We start from the raw sequence: 22796 nt of genomic DNA, 5'->3' as shown, positions 1-22796 counted from the left end.
GGGGTCGGGTTGAATGGGATGACGACACTTCAGGAGGTGCTGATGCGCGCGATACAGATCGCAAGTCTCGACGGCCCGCGGGCCGCGACGCTCGTCGAGATCGACGAACCCGCCGCCGAGGAGGGCATGGTCCTCGTCGACGTGCACGCCGCGGGCGTCGCGTTTCCCGATGCGCTGCAGTCGCGTGGGCTCTACCAGTACAAGCCGCAGATGCCGTACACGCCGGGCGCCGAAGTCGCCGGCGTGGTGCGCAGCGCGCCCGACGGTGCGGGGCTGTCGCCCGGCGACCGGGTGGTGGGACTGACGATGTTGTGCGGCGGGATGGCCGAAGTTGTTGCGCTGCACCCGGAGCGGGTGTTCCGGCTGCCCGACTCGGTGTCGTTCGAGGCCGGCGCGGGGGTGTTGTTCAACGACCTGACGATGCACTTCGCGCTGCGCACCCGAGGCCGGCTCAGTGACGGCGAGAGCATCCTGGTGCACGGTGCGGCCGGCGGGATCGGCACGTCGACGCTGCGGTTGGCTCCCGCGCTCGGCGCCGGTCGCGTCATCGCAGTGGTCAGCAGCGACGCCAAGGCGGAAGTGGCCCGGGCAGCCGGGGCGACCGACGTGGTGCCGGCCGACGGGTTCAAGGACGCGGTCAAGGAACTCACCGACAGCCGCGGCGTCGACATCGTCGTCGACCCGGTCGGTGGCGACCGGGTCACCGACTCGTTGCGCTGCCTGGCCCCCGGCGGCCGTCTGCTGGTGGTCGGGTTCACCGCCGGCGACATCCCCACCATCAAGGTGAATCGGCTGCTGTTGAACAACGTCGACGCCGTCGGTGTGGGCTGGGGCGCGTGGACCATGACCCACCCCGGCTACCTGCGTGAGCAGTGGGACGACCTGGAGCCACTGCTCGCCAGCGGCAAGGTGGCACCCCCACAACCGGTTGTCTATCCGCTCGAGCGGGCCGCCGAAGCCATCGCGTCGCTGGAGGAACGCAGCGCCCTGGGCAAGGTCGTTGTCGCGGTCCGGTAGCGTCCGGCGCGTCGATCCGCTGCGGTCGGCTTTGCCCACTGCGATGATGGGTGCCGTGTCCACCGCTGGCAACCCCGCCCATCCCGACGCACCGGTTGCTGATTTCCTCGATTCGGTCGCCGAGCGGCCGAGTGGACTGATCATCGAGGGCGCGGCGGGCATCGGCAAGTCCACGCTGTGGCTGTCTCTGCTGGAGCAGTGCCGCTCCCGGGGATACCGGGTCCTGACGGCTCGAGGCGGTCAAGCCGAATCCGTGATGGCCTTCTCGGCGTTGTCCGACCTGCTGGCCGACGTGGACACCGATGCCTTCGACGGGCTACCGGCTCTGCAGCGGCTGGCCCTGGACCGCGTGCTGCTGCGTACCGGAGTCGAGGGTCCGCCCACCGACCAGCGGGTGGTGGCAGCGGCCTTTCTGGCGGTGCTGCGCAGACTCATCGGGGAAACTCCGGTCGTCGTGGCGGTCGACGACGCGCAGTGGCTGGACAGCTCGAGCCGCGGGGTGGTCGAGTTCGCCGCCCGACGTCTGCGCGGCCCGTCGGGCGTCCTGATGACCGAACGCACCGAGCCCGGGCACGGCACCGTGGCCCGGTGGTTGCAGCTGGACCGTCCCGACGGGGTGAACCGGTACGCGGTACGCCCGATGTCCGCGCGCGCCGTGCACTCGATGATCTCCTCGCGGCTGGGGCGTAGCCTGCCGCGTCCGACGGTGCTCAAGATCGTCGAGATCTCCGCGGGCAACCCGTTTTTCGCTCTGGAGCTGGCCCGGGCCCTGGGCGATCGCACGACACTGTCGGGCCAACCCATGCCCGAGACGCTGGCCGACGTGGTGCGCGTTCGCGTCGCTGCCCTCTCCGCGGAGGTGCAGGGGTTGCTGCTGAGCGCCGCGTGCGTACCCGATCCGACCGTCGAACTGTTGGCGCGCGCCGCAGACGCGACCCCTGAACACGTCTCGGATCTCTTGGAAGAGGCCGAGGCGCACGGCGTGGTCGTTCTGGAAGGCAATCGGGTGCGATTCAGCCACCCGCTGCTGGCCGGCGTGATCTACAACGACGCCGCCGCGGCGGTCCGCCGAGCGACACACCGCGTGCTGGCCGGCCTGGAGTCCCACCCGGAACTGCGCGCACGTCACCTGGCCTTGGCCTCCACTCAGGGCGACGGCGAGATCTTCTCCGCTCTGGATGCGGCCGGGGAGTCAGCGCGCGCCCGAGGGGCACCGGCGGCCGCGGCCGAGTTGATCGATCTGGCGATCACACTGGGCGGCGACACCGCCGTTCGGCGCCTGAAGTCGGCAGAGAACCACTTCCTGGCCGGCGACATGGTCCGCAGCCGCGAGGTGCTGGGCCTGGTCGAGGACTACGAGCCGCCGATCGTGCGCGCTCTCGCGTCGATCTTGCTGGCCACGGTGGACATGTACGACAACCGGCACACCGAAGCGGTGCGGCTGTTGCGCGCCGCACTCGACGACGCCGCCGGCAACACCCCGATGCTGGTGCAGGTGCTGCTGCGATTGTCGTTCGCACTCAACAGCATCGGCGACTCCGACGAAGCACGCCGACATATCCGTGACGGAGTCAAGCTGGCCGAGGAACTCGGCATCCCGGGGATCACCAGCGCCGCGCTGGCCTGGTCGGTGCAGTTGAACTTCCAGTGCGGCCGCGGACTCGATGAGGCGGCACTGGACCGCGCCCTCGAGCTCTACGACAGTTCCCTGGACCTTCCGATCATCTTCCGCGCCCCGTTGGTGCATGCGTTGGCGCTGTCGGGGACCGGCCGTCTGGACGAAGCGCACCGTCAACTGCTCACGCTGCGAACCGTCGCCCAGGAACGTGGGGCGGAGAGCGACATGATGACCATCGCCGGATTCCTTGCCATCAACCACATTTGGCGCGGCGAGATTGCCGAAGCCCAGCTGGAGGCTGCTGAAGCCGTCGAGCGTGCCGAACAGTTGGGCGGCGACGAGGTGCTGATCGTCCCGATGACGGTGCGCGCGGCGGTCGCTGCCTTCGCCGGGCATGTCGACCAGGCCCGCGCCGATGCCGAGTGGGTGCTCGAGGCCGCATCGCGTCGCGCGAGCACCCTGGCCGACTGGCCGGGTATGACGTTGTGTTTCCTCGAGGAGTCGCTGGGCGATCACCGCGCGGCGCTGGATGCCCTGGACCCGTCTTTTCTCGACCCACCCGAAGTGGCGGTCACCGAGTTGATGTTGTGCTGGCATCTGCCGGATGTGATCGATGCCATGGTCGGTGTGGGTCGCCTCGAGGATGCCGAAACCCTCACTGCCGCGCTGGAGAGCAACGGCGAACGGCAACGGCGGACATGGATGAAGGCGGTCGGGGCACGGTGTCGGGCGATGGTGCTCGCCGCGGCCGGAGACGTGGCGGCCGCTGAGCAGTCGGTGCGGCAGGCCATGGCCGAGCACGACTCGTTGCCGATGCCGTTCGAACGCGCCCGCACCCAACTGGTGTTGGGCCAGCTGCAGCGCAGGTTGCGCCGAAAGAGCGCCGCAGCAACGACATTGACCGACGCGCTGCACACCTTTCAACGGCTGGGCACGCCGCTGTGGGCGCAGCGCGCCCAGGCAGAACTGTCACGCACGGTCGTCGCGTCGTCCGACGGGACGGGCGGGTTGTCCGAGACCGAGCAGCGGGTGGCGGACCTCGCGGCGTCCGGCGCCACCAACAGGGACATCGCCGCGGCGATGTTCATCACCACCAAGACCGTCGAGCACTATCTGACGAAGGTGTACCGCAAACTGGACATCAGCTCCCGCGCCGAACTCGGACGGACCATGGACCGGATCCGCGACAATGACCTCAGGTGACCCAGTCCGGTTGACGCTCGACATCCACGGCGCCGAAGTCCTTGTGCGCCAAGTGCGCAAGGGTGCCGCCGTCGACGACGAACTCTGACCCCGTCGAGTACGCGGACTCGTCGCTCGCCAGATACACCACCAGGTTGCTGACATCGCCGGGCCGGCCGATGCGGCCCAGCGCGGTGTGGAAGATGTCCTCGGGCACCCAGTCGGCCATCGGTGTCTTGATCAGCCCCGGATGGATCGAGTTGACCCGGATACCGAAGGGCCCCAACTCCAGGGCCGTCGACTTGGTCAGTCCACGCACGGCCCACTTGGTCGCGGTGTACCCGTGACAGGCCATGGTGCCGGCCATGCCTTCGATGGATGAGATGTTGATGATCGACCCGCCGCCAACGGCTTTCATGGCCGGTGTGGCGGCGCGGATGCCGAGGAACACGCCGGTCAGGTTGATGTCGAGGCTCCGGTGCCATTCGTTCAGGTCGTAGTCCTCCACCGTGCCGATGGTGAGGATTCCGGCGTTGTTGACCAGCACATCGAGACGGCCGAACTCGGTGACGGCCAACTCGACCGCAGCCGCCCAGTCTTCGGGGCGGGTGACGTCGAGGTGGACGTAGCGCGCGGCGTCGCCGAGTTCGTCGGCGATCTGCTGCCCCTCGGCGTCGAGGATGTCGCCGCCCACGACGCGGGCGCCGTGGGCGGCCAGCGTGCGCACGTGTGAGGCGCCCATGCCGCGGGCCGACCCACTGACCAGGGCTACCTTTCCGGCCAATCGATCTGTCATGAAACCCCCTGTGCGCGTGCGGTGATCAGCTCGTAGTCGGCGGGATCGGGATGGTGTGTCCACTTCCAGTAGTCGACGATGCGCCAGGCGAACAGGGTGGGCAGTTCACCCGCGGAGTTCTTGTAGTAGCTGCTGGTGACCGCCGGATGCGCGTAGACCATGGTCTGCAGCCGGTCCTGGCTGCGCCGGTGGTAGTCCGTGCACACCTCCGGGCGGGGCGCGGCGGCGTCGGCGCCGGCGGCGAGCAACATGTCGATGCAGCCGAGGATGTAGCGCATCTGGCATTCGGAGTTGTAGATGATGCTGGCGCCGTTGACCGCGTTGGTGCCCGGACCGAACATGCAGTAGAAGTTCGGGAACCCGGCGACGGTGACGCCCAGGTACGCGAACGCCGAGTCGCCCCACACCTCGTTGAGGCCGGCGCCGCCGACGCCGCGGATGTCGATGGGCCCGAGCTGGTGGTTGACGTCGAATCCGGTGGCCCACACCAACACGTCGGCGCGGCGATGCACCCCGGCGACGTCGGTGACCCCGGACTCGCTGATCTCGGCGATTCCGTGGGTGATCAGTTCGACATCGTCGCGCTGCAGGGTGGTCAGCCACGTGCCGTCGTCCTGCAGGGTTCGTTTGCCCATCGGCGGGTATTTCGGGGTCACCTTGGCCAAAAGTTCGTCGTCGTCGGTGAAGCCGCGCATCCACGCCTCGAACACGTCGCGGATCATCTGATTGCCTGCGCTGACCGACAACCCGCCGGTGTCCCAGGCGGGGTCGAGGGTGATCTGCTCGTCGAGCGCGTCGGCGATGGGCCACCACGAGACGAATCGCAACCAGCGCGCGTAGTACGGCAGGTGGCGGGTGGCCCATCGCGCGCCGTCACCGACGGCCTCGTGGTAATGCACGTTGGGCGCCATCCACTGCGGGGTGCGTTGGTAGACGTCGACGTGGGCCGCCCGACCGGCGATGGCGGGGACGAGCTGGAATCCGCTGGCGCCCGCGCCGATCACCGCGACCCGCTTGCCGGTCAGGTCGACGCTGTCGTCCCAGTCCGCGGTGTGGAACGCGGGCCCGGCAAAGGTGTTGGCGCCCTTGATGTCCGGGATCACCGGATTGCTGAACTGTCCGACGGCGCAGACCAGGCCCCGGGCGGTCAGGGTTTCGGCGGACCCGTCGGCCGAGCGGATGTCGACCCGCCAGGTCGCAGTGTCCTCGTCCCAGCGCGCGGCGAGGACCTCGGTCCGGAACCGGACGTAGGGCGCGATGTCGTGGCGCGTCATCACGTCCTCGAGATAGCGCAGGATCTCGGGCTGGGTGGCGTAGTGATGTTCCCAGTGGTCGGTCGGCTCGAACGAATACGTGTAGTACTGGCTGGCGATGTCGACGCGACAGCCGGGATAGCGATTCGCCAGCCAGGTCCCGCCGACGCCCGCCTGCTTCTCGATGATCTGGGACGGGATGCCGGCTTGCTTGAGCTTGATGCCGGCCAGCAACCCCGCCTCGCCGCACCCGATGACCAGAACCGGGAAGTCGGCACGCTGGGCCGGCGTCGACGCCAGTGCCGGGCCGTGCTGATCGGTGTCGGTCAACCGCAGGTCGGCGGCGATGTAATCGACGAACTCGTCGGTGACCTGACCGGCGGTGACGACGTCGAGCATCGAGCGCAGCTGTTCTGCGTCCGGAAGGAACGCCGGCGGACAGCCGCGGTCACGGTAGTCGCGGGCCATCTCGAAGGCACGCCGCCGCACCACGGCCTTGTCGGGTTCGCTCATCGCGCCCTGCAGATCCATCGCGATGAGCATGACCGGCCGGGGCAGCTCATCGAGCAGTCCGAGGTCGCCGCTCATGTGCACCATCGACATCAGCAGTGCGGGCACGCTGGCCTCGTCGATCGCGCGGCGCAGTGTGTCGTCGTCGGCGTCGGGGAACGGCAGACCCGTCAGCCTGGCCAGGTCGGAGTCGTGGACCGCGGCGTCCTGTGGCATGGGCCACACCATACAGAGCAGCGTGGGTGGATGGTCAGGATTTGCCGGCGTCGTGCCGGTCCAGGAAACCCAGCACCGCATCGGCGAACAGGTCGTTGCGGTCGCCCGCGACCATGTGGCCCGCGCCCTCGACGTCGACGAACTCGATCTGCGGGAAGCGTTCCAGGAACGCGGTGGCGCGGTCGCGGCTGACCAGGTCGCTGACCTGTCCGCGCACCAGCAGCACGGGCACGTCGTCGGACAGGATGGCCTCGATCGCGCGGTGCAACCGGTCCACGTCGGTCACCTCCAACGGAGGATGCGTGGCGGTGCCGTCGATGAACTGCGGATCCCAGTGCCAATACCAGCGATCACCCCTGCGGCGCAGGTTGTTTCGCAATCCGTCGAGATCGGTGGGCCGAGGCCGGTGTGGATTGAACTCGGCGATCACGTCGGCGACCTCGTCGAGAGATGCGAAACCCTCGACCACCCGGTCGGACATGAAGGCGTGAATGCGGTCGGCGCCTGCGGGATTCATGTCCGGGACGATGTCGACCAGGACCACCGCAGCGGCGACGCCGCGTTCGAGTTCGCCGGCCAGCAGCATCGAGGTGATGCCGCCCAGCGAGGCGCCGACCAGGACCGGGCGCGGCGGAAGGTGGTGCAGCAGTTGGCGAATGTCGGCGGCGAAGCTGGTCACGCGGTAGTCGCCGTCGGCGGACCAGTCCGACTGGCCGTGGCCGCGCAGGTCGACGGTGACGGCCTGCCACCCCCGGCGCGCCACGGCCGCAGCCGCTCTCGACCAGGAGCGGCGGGTCTGTCCGCCGCCGTGCAGAAAGACCACGGCGCGCGCATGCGGGTCTCCGGTGCGGTCGGCGGCGATGCGGACGCCGCCATGCCCTTCAGCGTGGATCTGCTTCGGCGCTGACGTCATTTCCGGATCGTAGGGTGCCGCTCGGAATTGCAGGGCCGCGGAGGTCCCGCCGTCACCACACCACGGCGAGGGCGGCGGCGGTGAACGTCAGGACGCCGACCGCGACGAACATCGGTCGCGGCACCGGTTCGCCGGTGCGCTTCTGGCGAGCGCTGCCCATCCCGAGCAGACCCCCGATGACGATCAGGATGACCAGCTTGATGCCGATCTTCGGGTAATTCAATTCGATTCCGGCCGGCCACGGCGCCGCCAGCGCCAGGCCGGTGAGCAACGACAGCAGTAGTCCGTAGTCCATCACCCGGGTGTTCTGGAAGCGGCGCGCAACGGCCTCGGTGGCCCACGCTCCGAACAAGACGGCGAAACCGACGATGTGGAACAGGACAACTACAGACCGTAGTATTTCCATGGCCTGAGATTACCCCAGGCGTGCGCCGCGTCGTCGCGATCAGGGCGTGCCCGGCGGCACCTGGTAGCAGTTCGTCCCGCCGATGCCGAACACGTACACCGTGTCGCAGCGGGTGAAGCTGCCGTCCGGTGCGGGCGGATGGTCGCATCGGCCGCCACCGTGTCCGAAGACCACCGCGTTCGGACCGACGCACTGCGCCGATGCCGGTGCGGCAACGGCCAATCCCCCACCGACCATGAGCATCGCGGCCGCGGCCGCGGCCACCCGGGTTCGTGTCATGGTTTGCCTCCTCACCTCTGGGCCGCGCCCGGCCCGCGGAGAGGTGCACTGTGAGTAGCGGCGCATGCTCGGATTGCACCTCTCCGGCATGTCGCTATGAGACGATTCTGCTCTCGTCACCGCCAGTGCGCACTGGGTTTTCCGTCACGGCTTTCGTCACGGTGTGAGACGGGCGCCCGTCACACGGTCGTCAGATCCACGCCCCGAGTTTCGCGCAGTCGCCACACGGCGACCACGGTGATCAGTCCACATCCGGCGGCCAGCACGACCAGCGGCATGCGGGACACGCCGTCGGCGTGCAGACTGCTCGCGATCAGCGGCGTGAAGCCCGCGCCGAGCAGCGCCGCGAGCTGGTAGCCCATCGACGCACCCGTATAGCGCACCGTGGTGCCGAACATCTCCGAGAACAGCGCTCCCCGTGGCGCGTACATGGCGGACTGCACAACCTGGGCGAGCACCATCGCGACGGTCAGCCACAGCTGCGACCGCGTGTCCACCAGCGCGTAGAACGGCCAGGCATACACGACGATGCCGAGTGCGCCGGCGACCATGACCGACCGCCGTCCGACGCGGTCGGACAGCGCCGAGAGCGCCGGGATGGCGACCAGCCCGGTCACCGAGGTGAAGATCAGCGCGGTCATCACGTCGGTGCGGTGGTAACCGATCGCGGTGGCGTAGCTGATCATGTACGTGCTGATCAGCGCGGTCAGGGCGAACGGACCGATGCCCACGGCGCAGGCCAGCACCAGGGCCCGCGGCTTCCTGAGCACCTCGACGAGCGGCACGGCCGGCGTCGTGGGCTCATGCCGTCGCGCCGCCTCGAACACCGGGCTCTCGGTGATCGACAGCCGCACGTAGATGCCGATCGCGAGCAGCAGCACGCTGATCACGAATGGCACGCGCCAGCCCCAGGACAAGAAGTCCTCGTCGGGAAGCAGGGTGATCAGCGTGACCACGGCGACCGACAACAGCGAGCCGATCGGCGATCCCATCTGCATCACGCCGTTCCAGAAACCTCTGCGGTGCGCTTCGGCGTGCTCGGTGACCATCAGGGTCGCCCCGCCCCATTCCCCGCCGATCGCGATGCCCTGGATCACCCGCAGCGCGACCAGCAGGATCGGGGCGGCGACACCGATCGCGGCGTAGGTGGGCAGCAGGCCGATCAGGAAGCTGGCCGCCCCCATGAGCACCATCGTCAGCACGAGCATCGTCTTGCGCCCGAGACGATCACCGAAGTGCCCGAACAGGATTCCGCCCACCGGCCGCGCCACGTAGCCCGCGGCCAGCGTCCCGAACGCGGCGATGGTGGCTACGGCCGGATCCGACTCGGGGAAGAACACCAGCCCGAAGACCAGCGCGCTCATCGTCCCGTAGACCAGGAAGTCGTAGTACTCGATGGCCGTCCCGAGGAGGCTGGACAGCGCCACCCGCCGTAACAGTGCCTGATCCCGCGTCGGCGCCTGCTGCATGGTCAGAGATTGTGTGCCGCAGGTTCGGCCGTACAAGGGCGGCGTCCACTGACTGGAACGGTGGTGGCCCTTCGCCTGCCGATCATGTGGAATCGCACGATGACCCTCGATCACGACCAGACACTGCGTGAGGTCGGTACCCCGTCCGGGGTGCTGCGGTATCACGAGGCCGGCGACGGCCCGCCGCTGCTGTTGCTGCACGGTTCCGGGCCCGGCGTGACGGGTTGGCGGAACTTCCGTGGCAATCTCGAGTTCTTCGCGCAGCACTTCCGCTGCCTCGTCCTGGAGTGCCCCGGCTTCGGCGTCAGTGACGACTTCGGCGGCCATCCGATGCTGGACGCCCAGGGCGCCGTCGTCACCTTCGCCGACGCACTGGATTTGGACCGGGTCGATGTCATCGGCAATTCGATGGGCGGTGGGGTCGGCGTCAACTTCGCCATCAACCATCCCGACCGGATCGGCAAGTTGGTGACCATCGGCGGCATCGGCACCAGCATCTTCAGTCCCGGTCCCAGCGAGGGCATCCGGCTGCTGCAGGAGTTCACCGAGGAGCCGACACGGCAACGGTTGGTCGAATGGTTGCATTCGATGGTCTACGACCCGGCGCTGGTGACCGACGAGTTGATCGAGGAGCGTTGGGCACTGGCCACCGACCCGGAAACCCTTGCCGCGGCGCGACGTATGTACGGCAAGGCCGCGTTCGCGGCGATGATGCAGATGATGCGCACGGCCGATGTGCCGATGCCGTGGGCGTTGATGCACAAGGTCACTGCACCCACCCTGCTCGCCTGGGGGCGGGACGACCGGGTCAGCCCCCTGGACATGGCGTTGGTGCCGATGCGCACGATCCCGAACGCGGAGTTCCATGTTTTCCCGAACTGCGGGCACTGGGTGATGATCGAGGCGAAGGCCGCGTTCGAGCAGACGGTGCTGGGCTTTCTCACCCGGTGATTTCGGCGTGGTTGTCGACGCTGACCGTCGACGAACACGCCGAAATCGCTACAGGAGGCTGAACCCCTTGTAACCGGCGGCGGCGACCTCGGCGCAGATGTCGAGGTAGGTGCCGAAGCCACCGATGAACAACATGAACACGCGCGGCTTGCCGGGCACGTTGGCTCCCATGTACCAGGAGTTGGCCCGCGGGAACAACGTGGCCTCGGCGCGGCGGTTGCACTCGGCGATCCAGTTGTCCACCGCGTCGGTGGTGGCCTCGATCGCGGCGTGGTCGTGCTCGTCGAGATAGGTGATCGCATCGGCGATCCAGTTGATGTGGGCCTCGGCGTGCAACACCATGTTCGCCAGCACCGCCGGGGCGCCCGGGCCCGACACCAAAAAGAGGTTCGGGAAGCCGTCGACGCCGAGCCCGAGGTAGGTGCGCGGGCCGGCCGACCAGCTGTCCACCAGCTTCTGACCGCGTCTGCCGACGATGTCGATCTTGGCCAGCGTCCCGGTCAGTGCGTCGAAGCCTGTCGCGAGCACGATCGCATCCAGGTCGAAGTGTGTCTCGGTGGTGTTGACGCCGGTGGCGTCCACCGATTCGATCGGCGTCTTGCGGACACTGACCAGGGTCACGTTCGGTCGGTTGAATGTCTGGAAGTAGTTGGTGTCGGTGCAGATTCGTTTCGTGCCGATCGGGTGGTCGTCGGGGATCAGCAGTTCGGCGACCGCGGGATCGTCGATGACCGCGCGGATCTTCTCCTCGTAGAACTTGCGCGCTTCCTCGTTGGCGTCGAGGTTGATCATCTGGTCGGAGAAGGTCTTGGAGAACAGCACGCCGCCCAGTTGCCAACGCTTCTCGAACGCCTCGCGCCGCTCCTCCGGACCGGCCTCCATGGTCAGCTTCGGGTGGGCCACGTGCGGGGAGCCGCCTCCGCTGCGCCACGACATCCGGCGGCGCTCGTCATAGGTGGCCTTCGCGTGCGCGACCTCCTCGGCCGTCAGTGGCCGGTTACCCGCCGGCACACTGTAATTCGGTGTGCGTTGGAAGACCACGAGTTTCTCGGCCTGCTCGGCGATGACCGGAATCGACTGGATGCCCGACGAACCGGTGCCGATCACGCCGACCTTCTTGCCGGTGAAGTCCACGCCCTCGTGGGGCCAGTCGGCGGTGTGGTAGATCTGGCCGCCGAACGTGTCCAACCCGGCGATGTCCGGTGTCAGCGGCGACGACAGCGGACCGGTGGCCATCACCACGAAGCGCGCGCTCACCACCTCGCCGCCGTTGGTGGTGACCGTCCAGCGCAGCGTCTGCTCGTCGAGCACCGCGGAGACGACCCGCGTGTTGAACGTGATGCCGCTGCGCAGATCGAGCTTGTCGGCGACCCACTTGATGTACTCGAGGATCTCGGCCTGGGTCGCGTACTTCTCCGTCCACGTCCACTCCTGCTGGAGGTCGTCGGAGAACGAGTAGCAGTAGTCCAGGCTTTCCACGTCGCAGCGCGCGCCCGGATATCTGTTGAAGTACCAGGTGCCGCCGACCTCGGGCGCGGCTTCGAACACCCGCACCGACCATCCCTGCTGCCGGAAGCGGTGCATGGCGTACAAGCCGGCGAACCCGGCGCCGACCACGACGATGTCGACAGAACTCTGCGTCGGACTGCTCACACCGAGGAAAGCTAGGACGCCCGACCGGGATGCGGTGGTGCACGTCCCGGTCAACGGTCATCGTCGCATCGGCCCGGAGCCTTGTCTCGAAGCTGCTGTCCCGTCCACCGGTAGCGCAGGCTCGCGATGCGCTGCTGCCATTGATGATGGCGGGCATGAGCGACGCGTCCCGTGCGGTGATCCTGACCGTCCTCGAGGTCATCGAGGAGGCCCCCGACGCCCGGTCCCTGGTGTTCGACGTTCCGGCCGAACACCGGGACCGCTTCGACTATCGGCCCGGCCAGTTCCTGACCTTGCGGATCCCGAGTGAGCAGACGGGCTCGGTCGCGCGCTGCTACTCGCTGGCCAGTTCGCCGCACGTCGACGATGCGCCGAAGGTGACGGTGAAGCGCACGGACGGCGGCTACGGGTCGAACTGGTTGTGCGACAACGTCTCTGCCGGCGATGCCCTGGAGTCACTGCCGCCGTCGGGGGTGTTCACCCCGCGTGACCTCGACGGCGACTTCCTGTTGTGGGCGGCCGGCAGCGGCATCACCCCGATCATGTCGATCCTGAAATCGGTGCTGGTGGCCGGCAGCGGCCGGGTGGTGCTGTGCTACGCCAACCGAGACGAGGCGTCGGTGATCTTCGCGGCCGAACTGCGCGAACTGGCGGCACGCTACGCCGGCCGGCTCACTGTGCTGCACTGGTTGGAGTCCATTCAGGGGCTGCCGACGGGGGCACAGCTGGGCCACTTCGCACGCCTCTTTCCCGGGTACCAGTCCTTCATCTGCGGGCCGGCACCGTTCATGGCGGTCGTGAAGAACACGCTCACCGAAGCCGGCGTTCCGCGCGATCGGATTCACGTGGAGGTGTTCGCCTCCCTGGACGGGGATCCCTTCGCCGAATCCGCCCTGCCAGCCGAACCGGACGACGGGGATGCTGCCGATGCCGAAGTGCGCATCGACGGCGACGTGCACCGCCTGCGTTGGCCTGTCGGCCGCAACCTGGTGGACACCATGCTGGCCGCCGGCATCGAGGTGCCGTATTCGTGTCGTGAGGGCAACTGCGGTTCCTGCGCGGCCACGGTCGTCGACGGTCAGGTCGACCTCGGCAACGCGACGATCCTCGAACCCGAGGACATCGCCGAGGGGCTCTTCTTGGCATGCCAGGCCCGCCCGGCGTCGGACTCGGTCAAAGTCGAGTTCTGACTTCCGCTCAACGGGAAAACAGCACCGAGCCACCGCGGGACACGGCACCATCACATCCATGACACAACGGGTGATCGACCGCGTCGCTGATCTCGCCGACCAGCTGCGCGAGCAGGCCGCGGAGGCCGAGAAGATCGGCAAGCTGACCGACGACACGGTCAAGACCATGAAGGAGATCGGATCGATCCGGCTCCTGCAGCCCACGCAGCACGGCGGTCTGGAGGTTCATCCGCGCGAGTTCGCCGAGACCGTGATGGCCACCGCGGCGCTGGACCCGTCGGCGGGCTGGATCAACGGAGTCGTCGGCGTGCACCCCTATCAGCTGGCCTACGCCGACCCGCGGGTGGCACAGGAGATCTGGGCCGAGGACGTCGACACCTGGGTGGCCTCGCCGTACGCGCCCCAGGGCGTCGCGGCACCGACCGACGGCGGCTACATCTTCACCGGCCGCTGGCAGTTCAGCTCCGGCACCGACCACTGCGACTGGATCATCCTGGGCGCCATGGTCGGCGACGCTGAGGGCAAACCGCTGATGCCGCCGCAGATGCTGCACATGATCCTGCCCCGCAAGGACTATCAGATCGTCGAGGACTCGTGGGACGTCGTGGGTCTGCGCGGCACGGGTTCCAAGGACGTCATCGTCGACGGTGCGTTCGTGCCCGACTACCGCACGATGGACGGCATGAAGGTCATGGACGGCACCGCCCAGCGGGAGGCCGGGATGACCGAACCGCTGTACCTGATGCCGTGGTCGACGATGTTCCCGCTGGGCATCTCGTCAGCCACCATCGGCATCGCCGAAGGCGCTCTGGCGGCCGCCCTGGATTACCAACGGCAGCGCGTGAACTCCAGCGGCGTGGCGATCAAGGACGACCCGTATGTGATGTACGCGATCGGCGAGGCGGCCGCCGACATCAACGCCGCACGCCAGGAGCTGCTGGCCAACGCCGACCGCATCTACGACATGGTGGCCGCAGGCAAGGAGGTGTCGTTCGAAGACCGCGCCGCCGGCCGGCGCACCCAGGTCCGCGCGGTGTGGCGGGCGGTCTCGGCCGTCGACGAGATCTTCGCCCGCTGCGGCGGCAACGCCGCGCGCATGGACAAGCCCCTGCAACGCTATTGGCGCGACGCGCATGTCGGCCAGGCCCACGCCATCCATGTCCCGGGCACCGTCTATCACGCATCGGCGCTGAGCTCTCTCGGGGTGGATCCCCAGGGTCCGCTGCGGGCGATGATCTAGGAGCTGATCATGAGTCTGGTCAAAAGCCTCGGCTACGTCACGGTGGCTGCCACCGACATGGCGCGCTGGCGGCAATTCGCCTTCGACGTATTGGGTTTCGCGCAAGGCAGCGGACCTGACGCCGACGCGCTGTACCTGCGGATGGACGAACGCGCCGCACGCATCATCATCACCCCGGGCGACGTCGACAAGATCGTCACCGTCGGGTGGGAAGTCCGCGACCGGGCCGGGCTCATCGAGGTCAAGCGTGCCCTGGAGGAAGCCGGCACCGAATATCAGGAGTTGTCGCAGGCCGAGGCCGATTCCCGCCGGGTCGAGGAGGTCATCGCGTTCCGTGATCCGGCCGGCACCGCGCTGGAGGTGTTCCACGGCGCCGTCCTGGACCACAGCCCCGTCGTCACCCCGTTCGGCGCGAAGTTCGTCACCGGCGACCAAGGTCTCGGGCATGTGGTGCTGCCCGCGATGGACGTCAACGGGATGTTCGACTTCTACACCGGTGTCCTGGGTTTCAAGTCCCGCGGGGCGTTCCGTGTCCCCGCGCCGCCGGAGTTCGGGCCTATCCGGGTGCGTTTCCTCGGGATCAACGAACGCCACCACAGTCTGGCGATCTGCCCGGCGGCCACGGTGCGCGATCCCGGCCTGGTGCACATGATGGTGGAGGTCGACTCCCTCGACGCGGTCGGACAGGCACTCGACCGGATCGCCAAGGACGGTTTCCAGCTGTCCTCGACGCTGGGCCGGCACACCAACGACAAGATGGTGTCGTTCTATGTGCGCGCCCCCGGCGACTGGGACATCGAGTTCGGCACCGACGGTATGCGGGTCGACGAGACGTATTACACGGCCGAGGAAATCACCGCTGACAGCTACTGGGGCCATCAGTGGGTCGACGATCTCCCGGCGGCCATGCGCCCCTGAGCGTCGCCGCTGTCCCGGCATCGCAGATCGCCGCCTGACGCCTCTCCCCCTTCGGCGAGAGTGCTTCGAGGGCGGCGATTTTGCCGTTTGACGGCGAGTTCGGCTGCCGTCGGCGTGCCGCCGATGACATTCCGGTCGTTTGTGTGACAGCACACACATCGATGTGGTACCAATATGACCACTAGGCATATGCCTATTAGAAGTATTACTAGTCGGAGGTTCCCGATGACCGTGACCATCGATAGCGTTGCCGCTCCCTCACCCAAAGCGGCCCCGGAGACTCCCAGCGCGGTGATCGACCGGGTGTCGCTGGTGCTCGACGCGTTCGACGGCCCCGGCCGGCTGACGCTGGCCCAGATCGTGCGACGGACCGGTCTGCCCCGCTCGTCGGCGCACCGGATGCTCGAGCGGCTGGTTCAGTTGCGCTGGCTGCGCCGCAGCGGACGGGACTACGAGCTGGGAATGCGCCTGGTCGAACTCGGTTCGCTGGCCGTGCACCAGGACCGGTTGCACAAGGCCGCGATCCCGGTGTTGCACGAACTGCATGCCGCCACGGGTCTGGTCGTCCACCTCGCCGTCCTCGACGGTTCGGACGTGGTCTACATGGAGAAGGTGGGCAACCGGATGACCGCCGCGATCCCGACGCGTGTAGGCGGGCGGGCACCCGCGCACTGCTCGGCGGTGGGCAAGGCGATTCTCGCGTACACCGACGAAGAGGACGTGTCGCTGTTCGACACCGAGTTCCTGTCCCGCCGCACCAAGTACTCGATCTCGACACCGGCGCAGCTGCGCAACGAGCTGACGAAGGTCCGCTCCCACGGCTACGCATTCGATCGTGAGGAGTCGGTCCCCGGCTTCGGCTGCGTGGCCGCACCCATCGGCGACCCCGGCGAGGCGGCCGCGGCCGTGTCGGTGTGCGGTCCGATGAACCAGATGAAGTTCGACCAGCGCCTCGTGGCACCGGTCCGGATGGCGGCCATGCACATCTGGCGTGCGGTGGACGGCGGTTCGCGACGGGTGACACCGACCCTGCAGCAGGCGCGTCCGCTGCGTGGTGGACCTGCCGTTCGCCCGGCCGCCCTGCAGCTCGCATGAGCCTGGATCCGCAGATCGCGGAGATCATCGAGGCGCTGGACTCCGGTTTCCCGCCCGTGCACACGATGACCGGCGATGAGGCGCGCGCAGCCATCAGGGCGCGCTTCGTCGCACCCGCACAGCCCGAGCCGGTCGCCTCCGTCGAGGACGCCACCGTGCCGGGCCCCGCCGGACCGGTGACGGTCCGCATCTACCGTCCCACGTCGGTGTCCGGTAACCACGTTCCCACAATGGTTTTCGCGCATGGCGGCGGTTGGGTGTTCTGCGATCTGGACAGCCACGACGGCTTGTGCCGCAACTTCGCCAACGGCATGAACGCCGTGATCGTCTCCGTGCATTACCGCCGCGCCGCCGAGGAGGGCCAGTGGCCGGCGGCGGCCGAGGACGTGTACGCCGTCACCGACTGGGTCGCCGCGCACATCGACGATTTCGGCGGTGACGCGTCGGCGGTGCTGGTCGGAGGTGACAGCGCCGGCGGCAACCTCGCGGCTGTGACCGCGTTGATGGCTCGCGACCGCGGTGGACCCACTTTGGCCGGACAGGTGCTGCTGTATCCCGTCATCGCCGCCGACTTCGGCACCGAGAGTTATCGCTTGTTCGGGCAGGGTTTCTACAATCCGCGGCCTGCGCTGCAGTGGTATTGGGACCAGTACGTGCCGCGCCCCAGCGATCGCCAACATCCTTATGCCTCGCCGTTGGCTGCCGAGGATCTGACCGGGTTACCGCCGGCGCTTGCCGTGGTGGCCGGCCACGATCCGCTGCGCGACGAGGGCTTCGCCTACGTCGAAGCGTTGGAGGCAGCAGGGGTGCCGACGGTGTGCCGCTATTTCGAGGGCGGCGTGCACGGGTTCATGACGATGCCGGCGTTCGACATCTGCCGCCGTGCCCGCGCTCAGGTCTGCGCCGACGTGGCCGCGCTGGTGGGCAGCACGCGGTGAGCGTGACGGTAGCGTGCGCGCTACCGTCGAACGGTCGCCTGCGCCAACGCTCTTCCGGCGACGAGCAGGTGGACTCGAGGTATGCGCACGCAATCGACAGCCGCTCGCCGTCGGCCCACCGACGTCGCCCTGCGTGAATCACCCGCACAGCGTCGTCGCGGTGTTCGATGGTTCCTGTTGTTGGCCTTCAGCGGGGCGTGGATCCCGTGGCTCGGTGTGCACGTCATGGGCGGGTCGCTGGACGATCCTCTGACCCAACTGGCCACCGCGGCCTTCGTCCCCGCGCTCGCGGCGTGCATCGTCCGGCGATGGATCACGGGCCAAGGCTTCGCGGACTCGGGCCTGACGTTGAACTGGAGATCGTCCTGGAAGTACTACCTTGCGGCGACGACGATTCCGTGGGGAGTCCTGGTCATCGGTGTGGGGGTCGCGGTCCTGACCGGCTGGTGGTCACCCGACGATCTGGACATGTCGTCGACAGCCTGGCTGGGTCTGGCCGCCGGGCCCGTCATCTGCGTCGTGGCGGCGCCGATTTTCTGGGGCGAAGAGTACGGCTGGACGGCATATCTACGCGATCGTCTGGTTCCTGGACGGCCGATCGCCACGACGTTCCTCACCGGTCTGATCTGGGGGGTGTGGCATTGGCCGCTTCCCTGGGTCGGCTATTTCGGCGGGGAAATGACTGTCGCCCAGTCGTTGTGGAGCATGGTGTGGTGGCTGCCGCTGAGCATTCTGTTGGAGTTCCTGATCGGCTGGCTGTGGTCGGCAACCGCGTCGGTGTGGCCGGGCGCGATGCTTCACGCGGGTAGCAATCTCGTGACCTCGATGGGCATGATGCACGTCTTCGGCGACACCATCGACATGAATGCGACCACCGTTCTGCTCTGTGTGGGCCTGATCCCTTTCGCGGTGGTGATCCTGTCCGCCGGCCGTACCGAAGGGCCGAGGACTTTCCGTCCAGGCCCTCGCTAGACTCGGGCGATGGCGCAGGTCCCGGCCCGGTCCTTGGATGCCGCGGTGGCGTCGGGTCCGCGGTATCTGCTGTCGTCGTGGCCGTGGCGCGCGCTCGTGTACACAGTCTTCGGTGGTGTTCTCAGCGCTCTGGTCACCATCGGTCTGCCGCTGATTCTCCTTGCGGGAGTGTCGCGTTCACTACGCGGCACCGTGTGGTCGACGTTGCTGGAGATCGAGTCCGCGCGCCTGTCGCTGATCGACGAGGCCGCTGGGCAACAGGTTCGACGTGATGTCTCGGCAGCTCGCACCGAGCAGCGCTCACCCACTCGCCGGCAGGTCGGTTACGTGCTGTTCGCAGCCCTGATCACCGGGCCGTGGGGTGTCGTACTCGTGGGATTCCTGGCGATTCTGAGCGTCGTCATGGTGGCGGCGCCCTGGCTGGTGCGCCCCGGTGAACCCATCAACGTGGGGCTGTGGCTCATCGACACCGAGGCGGAGGCGTGGACTGCGTCTCTGTTCGGGGTCGCGATGGTTGTCCTGACGGCGTACCTCGTCGGTCTTTACGCCATGGCGGTCGGGAAACTCACTGTCGCCGCACTCGCCGACCCTTTGGCGCTGCGGCGTGAAGTGACGCGGCTCGAGCAGTCGCGCTCCGCGCTGCTCGATGCAGTCGAACAGGAACGCCGCCGCATCGAAAGCGAGCTCCACGATCGTGTGCAGCATCGTCTGGTGGCGCTGGCCCTGACGTTGGGTATCGCCGAGACCGTGCACGGCGACAACGACGCCGGGCGTCTGGCCACCGACGCCCACCGGCAACTCGACGACATCTCCGCCGAGCTGCGCTCGGTACTGCTCGGCATTCTGCCCCGGGCGCTGACCGAGCACGGGCTGGTCGCGGCGGTAACCGATCTGATCGGCCGCTACCCCCTCCCGGTCCACCTCGACTTCGGTGCCACCGAGACCCCGGAACGCCTACCGGCGGCCGTCGAACACACCGCATATCTCGTGCTGAACGAAACACTGACCAACGTCGTCAAACACGCATCGGCCTCGTCGGTCACCATCACCGCCGACCGGGACGCCCACACCTGGTGGCTCTCGGTTCGCGACGACGGCTGTGGTGGAGCGACGCTGCCACCGAGTCGGGGACTCGCGACCCTGGTCGCTCGTGTCGAAGCGGTCAACGGGACCTTCACCATGTCCAGTCCCGTAGGTGGGCCTACGGAGGTGAGAATCCGATGCCCGATCTGACGCGCGGTCACGGTTTGCGCATCGTTCTCGCCGAGGACGCCCCACTTCTGCGCACTGGCATCGTCACAGTGCTGGAGTCCGACGGGCATCAGGTGTGCGCGGCAGTGCAGTCGGCCGACGAGCTTCGCAACGCCGCCCGTGCGCACCGCCCTGACGTGATCGTGACCGACGTCCGGATGCCTCCGACGCACACCGACGAGGGCATCGAGGTGGCGATCGAGTTACGGCGCGCCACACCCGGGCTTCCCGTGGTGATCCTGTCGCAGTACACCTCGGTCGGCTCACTGGACCAATTGCTCGATCGCAGCGTCGACAGTGGCCGGGGCGGTCTGGGCTACCTGTTGAAGGACCGTGTCGCCCACGTCCGCCACTTCCTCGACGCCGTCCGCGAGATCGCCAACGGCGCAACGGTCATCGATCCTGATATCGTCGTCGCGCTCGTCGGGCGCTCACGCCACAGAGGAGTCCTGGCCGTTCTCACACCGCGCGAGGAAGAGGTCCTGGGTTTGATGGCGCAGGGGCTGACGAACCCCCAGATCGCGCAGCGCCTGGTCGTCTCCGAGGCGGCGGTGCGCAAACATGTCGGCAACATCTTCGCCAAGCTTCCACTGTCGGGCGACGGCGACCGGCGAGTCCTTGCCGTACTGACCTACCTCAACGAGTCCCGGTCGTCGAACTGACCGAGTCCACCGCGCCGTAGCGCTGCGCGGGGTCGAGTACGCAGTGGGTGCGGCCGAACACTGTCACCATGCACTTGTTGTTGTGGGTGCAGCGGCTACGGGCCGCGGGGTCGGCGATCATCATGTTGACCAGATCGGGCTCCCGCAGCAGCGCCCGCCCCATCGCGACGAAGTCGAACCCTTCCCGCATACCGGTCTCGACGTGGTCGCGGTTGGTGATCCCGCCCAGCAGGATCAGCTTGGTGTTGCGCACCACCGGAACGAATTGCCGTGCAGCAGAGAGCATGTAGAGGTTCTCGTACGGGTAGGCACCCATCACGGACTTGCCCATCAACCGAACACCCGGTCGCAGCATCGGCGGCATCACCGTGGCGAACTCGCGGACCGGGACGTCGCCGCGGAACAGGTACATCGGCCGGTACACCGACGATCCCTGGGTCAGCTCCAACGCGTCCAGCGCACCGTCGGCGTCGAGCAACTGCGCGGTGCGTAACGCCTCGTCGATCCAGATGCTGCCGGGCAGTCCGTCGTCCATGTTGAGCTTGGCGATGACCGCGACACGGTCACCGACGACGTCACGGACGCGCTGCGCAATCTCGCGTACCAGCCGCGACCTGTTGTCGATGTCGCCGCCGTACTCGTCTTTACGACGGTTGATCAGCGGGCTCAGGAACGAGCTCGGCAGGTACAGGTGCCCGAAATGCAGCTCCACAGCGTCGAATCCGGCATCGACGGCCACCTGCGCGGCCTGCGCGAACTGGTCGATGACCGCGGCGATCTCGTCCCGCCGGATCTCCCGGCAGTACGCGAAGGACGTCGGGTTGACGAACCGGCTCGGCGCCACGGCCGTGACGCCGGTCAGCTTCTTGGGCGCCACCACCCCGGCGTGACCGAGCTGCGCCGAGATACCCGCGCCGGCATCGTGGACGGCGTCGGTCAGCTTGCGTAGACCGGGAAGGGCGTCGTTGTTCATGACGATCTGTCCTGGCGCACTGGCGCCCTGCGGCGACACACAGCAGTAGGCGACAGTCGTCATCCCGACTCCGCCTTCGGCGAAGCTGCGGTGGAACGCGATCAGATCGTCGGTGACCATGCCGTCGGGCGAGCGTCCCTCCGAGGTGGCCGCCTTGATGATCCTGTTGCGCAGCCGCACCGGCCCCAGGCTGACCGGAGCGAATGGATCCGGGCGTGAATCGGTCATCCGACCACCGTCGGCCCGACGCGTCACGCCGTCAACGGTGCTCTCCCGATGGCCGGGATCACCGCGGATCCGTCCACCGAGGCGTCTTTAAGGTCGCAGCCATGGCCGAGGTCTTCGTCGTCGACCGGGTGGTCACCCGGCCCGGGCGCGCCCGCGAGTTCGTGGACACCTATCTCGACGGGTACGCGCCGGGAGCTCGGGAGCGCGGCATGACGCTGCGCAGTGTGCTTGTCTCCCCGCCGATCTGGTTCGACACCGAACCCAACACGGTCACCATCACCTGGTCGTTGCCGAGCGCTCGGGCTTGGTGGGAGATGACGTGGCAGGGCCGCCCCGATCCCCGACTGGGCGCGTGGTGGGACGCGGTGGCTTACCTGATCCTCGAACGCGACCGCAGCGCGGCGGCCTCCTATTCCGATGTCGACGAGTTGTGCGATGTATAGCGTGATCCGCCTGCTCGACGTGAGCGAGAGCGAACGCAGTCGGGTGCAACAGGATCTGCAGCGACTGGCGGCGCAGTGCGGCGCGGTGCGACATCTCGTGGCTCCCACGCTGGCGGGCAGCCGCAACGGTGGAGACGTGCTGGTGCACTTGCGGTTCCACGATGCCGACGGGTGGGCTGCTGCCGCTGAGGCCTTCGACGCAGTGTTGGAAGACCCGGCGATCACGCGAGTCAACGGCGGCGGGTACCACGGCTCGCCGCAGGTCATCGACGACCGCGCTCCCGGGACGGTGTACCGGACCCTGTTGTTGCGCGTCACCGCAGACACCGACGCGCCGACGGTGGCCCGGTTCGAAGCCGACCTGCGGCTGTTGCCGGGTTACGTCTCGACGATCAGTGCGTGGCAGCTGAGCCGGCCCGATCACACGCTGGGCGATTCGCAGTGGACGCACGTGTTCGAGCAGGAGTTCAGTGACGCCGACGGCATCATGGGCGCCTACCTGATGCATCCGATCCACTGGGCGGTCGTCGACCGGTGGTTCGACCCGGAATCCCCTGACGCGGTTGTCCGCGAACGGATCTGCCACAGCTTCTGCAGCGACAGTGCTCGCGTGCTGCGCTGAC

The 22796-nt window shown here is 67.8% G+C and carries 21 protein-coding genes; 13 read left to right on the top strand and 8 right to left on the bottom strand.

The window, feature by feature from the left end; all coding sequences use genetic code 11:
- Nucleotides 1–42 precede the first annotated feature (42 nt).
- Both ACQI46_RS12500 and ACQI46_RS12495 read left to right on the top strand, forming a co-directional pair.
- Entirely contained in the window at nt 43–1017 is a 975-nt protein-coding gene (locus ACQI46_RS12500; RefSeq protein WP_427094510.1) for an NADPH:quinone oxidoreductase family protein, read from the top strand.
- A gap of 46 nt (nt 1018–1063) precedes the next feature.
- Nucleotides 1064–3838: a helix-turn-helix transcriptional regulator gene (locus tag ACQI46_RS12495; protein ID WP_427094509.1), complete on the top strand. Its 2775-nt coding sequence runs from the start codon at nt 1064–1066 to the stop codon at nt 3836–3838.
- Here ACQI46_RS12495 and ACQI46_RS12490 read toward each other — a convergent pair.
- From ACQI46_RS12490 to ACQI46_RS12465, 6 genes are all read right to left on the bottom strand, one after another.
- Nucleotides 3831–4613 (bottom strand): glucose 1-dehydrogenase, encoded by a 783-nt coding sequence (locus ACQI46_RS12490; RefSeq protein WP_427094318.1) that lies wholly within the window; start codon nt 4611–4613, stop codon nt 3831–3833. The two genes, ACQI46_RS12495 and ACQI46_RS12490, sit on opposite strands and share 8 nt — an antisense overlap.
- Entirely contained in the window at nt 4610–6592 is a 1983-nt protein-coding gene (locus ACQI46_RS12485) for a flavin-containing monooxygenase (protein WP_427094317.1), read from the bottom strand. The genes ACQI46_RS12490 and ACQI46_RS12485 overlap by 4 nt, the downstream gene beginning before the upstream one ends.
- Before the next feature lie 34 nt (nt 6593–6626).
- Nucleotides 6627–7505 carry an alpha/beta fold hydrolase gene (locus tag ACQI46_RS12480; RefSeq protein WP_427094316.1) on the bottom strand — a complete coding sequence of 293 codons (879 nt, stop codon included), beginning with the start codon at nt 7503–7505 and terminating at the stop codon, nt 6627–6629.
- Nucleotides 7506–7557: 52 nt separating this feature from the next.
- Nucleotides 7558–7911, bottom strand: coding sequence for a Fe-S protein (locus tag ACQI46_RS12475; RefSeq protein WP_427094315.1), 354 nt, complete (start codon nt 7909–7911; stop codon nt 7558–7560).
- A gap of 39 nt (nt 7912–7950) precedes the next feature.
- Nucleotides 7951–8190: a CDGP domain-containing protein gene (locus ACQI46_RS12470; protein WP_427094314.1), complete on the bottom strand. Its 240-nt coding sequence runs from the start codon at nt 8188–8190 to the stop codon at nt 7951–7953.
- A 179-nt stretch (nt 8191–8369) separates the two neighbouring features.
- Nucleotides 8370–9659 (bottom strand): MFS transporter, encoded by a 1290-nt coding sequence (locus ACQI46_RS12465; RefSeq protein ID WP_427094313.1) that lies wholly within the window; start codon nt 9657–9659, stop codon nt 8370–8372.
- A 99-nt stretch (nt 9660–9758) separates the two neighbouring features.
- Between ACQI46_RS12465 and ACQI46_RS12460 the strand changes: the two genes are divergently transcribed.
- Nucleotides 9759–10610 (top strand): alpha/beta fold hydrolase, encoded by an 852-nt coding sequence (locus ACQI46_RS12460; protein WP_427094312.1) that lies wholly within the window; start codon nt 9759–9761, stop codon nt 10608–10610.
- Nucleotides 10611–10658: 48 nt separating this feature from the next.
- Here the strand turns inward: ACQI46_RS12460 and ACQI46_RS12455 are convergent, their stop codons facing one another.
- On the bottom strand, nt 10659–12263 hold the full coding sequence (locus tag ACQI46_RS12455; RefSeq protein ID WP_427094311.1) for a flavin-containing monooxygenase: 1605 nt from the start codon (nt 12261–12263) through the stop codon (nt 10659–10661).
- A gap of 146 nt (nt 12264–12409) precedes the next feature.
- On the opposite strand from ACQI46_RS12455, the gene ACQI46_RS12450 reads away from it, so the two are divergent.
- From ACQI46_RS12450 to ACQI46_RS12415, 8 genes are all read left to right on the top strand, one after another.
- Nucleotides 12410–13453: a 2Fe-2S iron-sulfur cluster-binding protein gene (locus ACQI46_RS12450; protein WP_427094508.1), complete on the top strand. Its 1044-nt coding sequence runs from the start codon at nt 12410–12412 to the stop codon at nt 13451–13453.
- A 58-nt stretch (nt 13454–13511) separates the two neighbouring features.
- Nucleotides 13512–14693 carry an acyl-CoA dehydrogenase family protein gene (locus ACQI46_RS12445; protein WP_427094310.1) on the top strand — a complete coding sequence of 394 codons (1182 nt, stop codon included), beginning with the start codon at nt 13512–13514 and terminating at the stop codon, nt 14691–14693.
- A gap of 9 nt (nt 14694–14702) precedes the next feature.
- Nucleotides 14703–15611, top strand: coding sequence for a biphenyl-2,3-diol 1,2-dioxygenase (gene bphC, locus ACQI46_RS12440; protein WP_427094309.1), 909 nt, complete (start codon nt 14703–14705; stop codon nt 15609–15611).
- Between the two features lie 225 nt (nt 15612–15836).
- Nucleotides 15837–16706 (top strand): IclR family transcriptional regulator, encoded by an 870-nt coding sequence (locus ACQI46_RS12435; protein WP_427094308.1) that lies wholly within the window; start codon nt 15837–15839, stop codon nt 16704–16706.
- A complete protein-coding gene (locus ACQI46_RS12430) occupies nt 16703–17644 on the top strand; it encodes an alpha/beta hydrolase (RefSeq protein ID WP_427094307.1) in 942 nt (313 codons plus the stop codon). Before ACQI46_RS12435 ends, ACQI46_RS12430 begins: the two co-directional genes overlap by 4 nt.
- An 81-nt stretch (nt 17645–17725) precedes the next feature.
- Nucleotides 17726–18616 carry a CPBP family intramembrane glutamic endopeptidase gene (locus ACQI46_RS12425; RefSeq protein WP_427094306.1) on the top strand — a complete coding sequence of 297 codons (891 nt, stop codon included), beginning with the start codon at nt 17726–17728 and terminating at the stop codon, nt 18614–18616.
- Nucleotides 18617–18625: 9 nt separating this feature from the next.
- Nucleotides 18626–19849 carry a histidine kinase gene (locus ACQI46_RS12420; protein WP_427094305.1) on the top strand — a complete coding sequence of 408 codons (1224 nt, stop codon included), beginning with the start codon at nt 18626–18628 and terminating at the stop codon, nt 19847–19849.
- Nucleotides 19837–20529, top strand: coding sequence for a response regulator transcription factor (locus ACQI46_RS12415; RefSeq protein ID WP_427094304.1), 693 nt, complete (start codon nt 19837–19839; stop codon nt 20527–20529). Before ACQI46_RS12420 ends, ACQI46_RS12415 begins: the two co-directional genes overlap by 13 nt.
- On the opposite strand, the gene ACQI46_RS12410 is transcribed toward ACQI46_RS12415, so the two are convergent.
- Nucleotides 20504–21730, bottom strand: coding sequence for an NADH:flavin oxidoreductase (locus tag ACQI46_RS12410; RefSeq protein ID WP_427094303.1), 1227 nt, complete (start codon nt 21728–21730; stop codon nt 20504–20506). The genes ACQI46_RS12415 and ACQI46_RS12410 overlap by 26 nt on opposite strands.
- A 101-nt stretch (nt 21731–21831) precedes the next feature.
- On the opposite strand from ACQI46_RS12410, the gene ACQI46_RS12405 reads away from it, so the two are divergent.
- Nucleotides 21832–22173 carry a hypothetical protein gene (locus tag ACQI46_RS12405; RefSeq protein ID WP_427094302.1) on the top strand — a complete coding sequence of 114 codons (342 nt, stop codon included), beginning with the start codon at nt 21832–21834 and terminating at the stop codon, nt 22171–22173.
- Nucleotides 22166–22795, top strand: coding sequence for a Dabb family protein (locus ACQI46_RS12400; protein WP_427094301.1), 630 nt, complete (start codon nt 22166–22168; stop codon nt 22793–22795). Before ACQI46_RS12405 ends, ACQI46_RS12400 begins: the two co-directional genes overlap by 8 nt.
- Nucleotide 22796 lies beyond the last annotated feature (1 nt).

The sequence above is a fragment of the Mycobacterium sp. SMC-4 genome, from assembly GCF_050205565.1.
Lineage (GTDB): Bacteria > Actinomycetota > Actinomycetes > Mycobacteriales > Mycobacteriaceae > Mycobacterium.
The sequence above is the reverse complement of the archived record's forward strand: the minus strand, read 5'-3'. Positions and strand labels throughout refer to the sequence as shown.